Annotated in this window: 3 protein-coding genes and 1 tRNA gene; all 4 read left to right on the forward strand. The window is 69.0% G+C overall.

Annotated elements, in window-relative coordinates:
- Positions 1 to 292 (forward strand): NAD(P)-dependent oxidoreductase (locus VIM54_RS09115; protein WP_331900714.1); only part of this gene is annotated, 292 nt, incomplete at its 5' end.
- The gene (locus VIM54_RS09120; protein WP_331900716.1) at positions 289 to 1,275 is read left to right on the forward strand and encodes a lactonase family protein; all 987 of its coding nucleotides are present in this window, start codon (positions 289 to 291) and stop codon (positions 1,273 to 1,275) included. The genes VIM54_RS09115 and VIM54_RS09120, both read left to right, overlap by 4 nt.
- Positions 1,276 to 1,379: 104 nt before the next feature.
- A tRNA-Asn gene (locus VIM54_RS09125) sits at positions 1,380 to 1,452 on the forward strand.
- 127 nt (positions 1,453 to 1,579) lie between these two features.
- Positions 1,580 to 1,818, forward strand: a 239-nt coding sequence (locus VIM54_RS09130) for a hypothetical protein (RefSeq protein WP_331900718.1), incomplete at its 3' end; no start/stop codon positions are given.

Raw genomic sequence — 1,818 nt, forward strand, 5'->3', positions numbered from 1 at the left:
CTCCGCCATCCTCATCAACATCGCCAGGGGCGGACTCGTCGACACCGGGGCGTTGACCGACGCCCTCGCGGCGGGGGAGATCGCCGGCGCCGGGGTGGACGTCACCGACCCCGAACCGCTTCCCGACGGTCATCCGCTCTGGAGCGAACCCCACGTGATCATCACGCCGCACAGTGCGGACACCCCGGCGATGATCGCACCGCTTCTCGCCGAACGGATCCGCGAGAACGTGGAAGCGTTTCTCGGCGATGGCCGGTTTGTAGGCGTCGTGGATGTCGAGGCCGGCTATTGAGGCCCGTCACGCACTGGATTGGTTCATACACCGTCTCGCTGGGCGGTGAGGCGCTCGGCATCGGTGCCGCGGCGACCCGCGAGGACGGCACGCTCGAATTCATTGGGCTGGCCGCCGAGACCTCGTCGCCGTCGTTTCTGGCCAACGGTCTCGTGCCGGGCATCGTCTACTCCACGGATGAGGGCTCGGGCCGAGTTGAGGCCTTCCGTCGGGTCGACGACTTCGGGCTGGCCGCCATCGGCGGCCGGGCGGTCAGCGGTGGGTCGCCCTGCCACCTCAGCGTGACGGAGAGCCACCTCTACGTGTCGAACTACGGCGACGGATCGGTCGACGTCTTCCCGCTCGATACGGAGGGACGCATTGGCGAACTCGCCCAGACCCTGCAGGGATCGGGGAGTGGTCCGGCCGATGACCAGGGCGGACCGCACGCCCACGCCACGCACGTTGTGGGGCCGACGGTCCTGAGCGCCGACCTCGGCGCCGACCGCGTGCACGTGCACGGAGTGCGCGATGGCGTGCTCGAACGCATCGGAACCGGGGTCTTCCCCGCCGGCACCGGACCGCGCGACTTCGCCGACAGCGCGGGCCGGATCTACCTGCTCGGAGAGCTGGACGGCGGCGTCTACCGCATCGACGAGGCGGCCCAGACGATCGCGAGCGGCCGTGTGGTGGCCGACTGGGTCGCCGGCGACCATGCGGCGGCCCTCGCCATCGACGAGGCCGGCACGTTCGCCTACGCGGGCCTGCGCGGCTCCAACCGGGTCGCCGCGCTGCGCCTCGACGACCTCTCGCCGGTCGCCGCCGTGCCGACCGGCGGGTCGTGGCCGAGACACCTCGTGCGCGACGGCGGTGTTCTGCACGTGGCGAACCAGCTCTCGAGCACCGTCACGAGTTTCCGGCTCGAGCCGGACACCGGCATCCCGCGCCCCATCGGACTGCCGGAGAGCGTTCCGTCGCCCACCTACCTGCTCCCGGTGCGCTGAACTGGACACAATCTCCCCGGCCGCGCCCGTGCGAAACGCCCACCCGCGGCGCCGATTTGGAGACCGGCCAACCTTTGGTAAAGTAGGCAAGCTGTTCACAGCAATCCTCGATAGCTCAATTGGCAGAGCAGCCGGCTGTTAACCGGCAGGTTCTTGGTTCGAGTCCAAGTCGGGGAGCTCGAAGGTCGCAAGGGGCTCCACCCCCTGCGATCTTTGTTCGTTAACCGGAGCTACTCCCCGCAGAGTACCGACTGGCCGCCGAACGGTGGATGGCGCGGGCCGCAGTCGCAACTACGATCGATCCATGCCCTACCGCGCTCGTTCAGCAGACGCGCACTGGCGCGAACGCTGGCACGAGCCGTGGGATGAGCGTGGGTTCGGGCACGGTCCGCCGCCCTGGCGAATGTCGCAACGCGCGAAGCTGTGGATCCCGGTGATCGTGTCGTTCATCGTGCAGGTGCCAGCGGAGTTCTTTCGCGGGCACTCGGGTGACGGCCCGCTGCGTGCCGCAGACTGGTCGGATCGCAACCAGATCCTTATGGG

Origin of the sequence: Lacisediminihabitans sp. (assembly GCF_036569425.1) — a bacterium.
GTDB lineage: Bacteria > Actinomycetota > Actinomycetes > Actinomycetales > Microbacteriaceae > Lacisediminihabitans.